This is a genomic window from Streptomyces sp. NPDC048171 (assembly GCF_043202655.1).
Lineage (GTDB): Bacteria > Actinomycetota > Actinomycetes > Streptomycetales > Streptomycetaceae > Streptomyces.
In genome coordinates, this window is sequence record NZ_JBIDAU010000038.1 from 1,876 (window position 1) to 3,637 (window position 1,762).

At 57.8% G+C, this 1,762-nt stretch carries 1 rRNA gene (cut by a window edge); it reads left to right on the forward strand.

The window, feature by feature from the left end:
* The first annotated feature begins 58 nt into the window (after window positions 1-58).
* A 23S ribosomal RNA gene (locus ACGF3J_RS38670) occupies window positions 59-1,762 on the forward strand; it runs 1,493 nt beyond the window's last position.

Here is a 1,762-nt window from a genome sequence, read left to right on the forward strand (position 1 = left end):
CAGGGTGATGGGTGGTTGGTCGTTGTTTGAGAACTGCACAGTGGACGCGAGCATCTGTGGCCAAGTTTTTAAGGGCGCACGGTGGATGCCTTGGCACCAGGAACCGATGAAGGACGTGGGAGGCCACGATAGTCCCCGGGGAGTCGTCAACCAGGCTTTGATCCGGGGGTTTCCGAATGGGGAAACCCGGCAGTCGTCATGGGCTGTCACCCGCTGCTGAACACATAGGCAGTGTGGAGGGAACGCGGGGAAGTGAAACATCTCAGTACCCGCAGGAAGAGAAAACAACCGTGATTCCGGGAGTAGTGGCGAGCGAAACCGGATGAGGCCAAACCGTATACGTGTGAGACCCGGCAGGGGTTGCGTGTGCGGGGTTGTGGGATCTCTCTTCCACGGTCTGCCGGCCGTGGGACGAGTCAGAAACCGTTGATGTAGGCGAAGGACATGCGAAAGGTCCGGCGTAGAGGGTAAGACCCCCGTAGTCGAAACGTCAGCGGCTCGTTTGAGAGACACCCAAGTAGCACGGGGCCCGAGAAATCCCGTGTGAATCTGGCGGGACCACCCGCTAAGCCTAAATATTCCCTGGTGACCGATAGCGGATAGTACCGTGAGGGAATGGTGAAAAGTACCGCGGGAGCGGAGTGAAATAGTACCTGAAACCGTGTGCCTACAAGCCGTGGGAGCGTCGGACATCAAGCTTGCTTGGTGTCTCGTGACTGCGTGCCTTTTGAAGAATGAGCCTGCGAGTTTGCGGTGTGTTGCGAGGTTAACCCGGGTGGGGAAGCCGTAGCGAAAGCGAGTCCGAACAGGGCGATTCAGTAGCACGCTCAAGACCCGAAGCGGAGTGATCTAGCCATGGGCAGGTTGAAGCGGAGGTAAGACTTCGTGGAGGACCGAACCCACCAGGGTTGAAAACCTGGGGGATGACCTGTGGTTAGGGGTGAAAGGCCAATCAAACTCCGTGATAGCTGGTTCTCCCCGAAATGCATTTAGGTGCAGCGTCGTGTGTTTCTTGCCGGAGGTAGAGCACTGGATAGGCGATGGGCCCTACCGGGTTACTGACCTTAGCCAAACTCCGAATGCCGGTAAGTGAGAGCGCGGCAGTGAGACTGTGGGGGATAAGCTCCATGGTCGAGAGGGAAACAGCCCAGAGCATCGACTAAGGCCCCTAAGCGTACGCTAAGTGGGAAAGGATGTGGAGTCGCACAGACAACCAGGAGGTTGGCTTAGAAGCAGCCACCCTTGAAAGAGTGCGTAATAGCTCACTGGTCTAGTGATTCCGCGCCGACAATGTAGCGGGGCTCAAGCGTACCGCCGAAGTCGTGTCATTGCGATATATACCCCCAACGGGGATCGTGATGGGTAGGGGAGCGTCGTGTGCCGGGTGAAGCAGCCGCGGAAGCGAGTTGTGGACGGTTCACGAGTGAGAATGCAGGCATGAGTAGCGATACAAACGTGAGAAACGTTTGCGCCGATTGACTAAGGGTTCCTGGGTCAAGCTGATCTGCCCAGGGTAAGTCGGGACCTAAGGCGAGGCCGACAGGCGTAGTCGATGGATAACCGGTTGATATTCCGGTACCCGCTGTGAAGCGTCAAACATCGAGCATCGTGATGCTAAGGCCGTGAAGCCGCCCTGATCTCTTCGGAGTTGAGGGGAGTGGTGGAGCCGCCGAACCAAGCGGTTAGTAGGTGAGTGATGGGGTGACGCAGGAAGGTAGTCCATCCCGGGCGGTGGTTGTCCCGGGGTAAGGGTGTAGGCCGC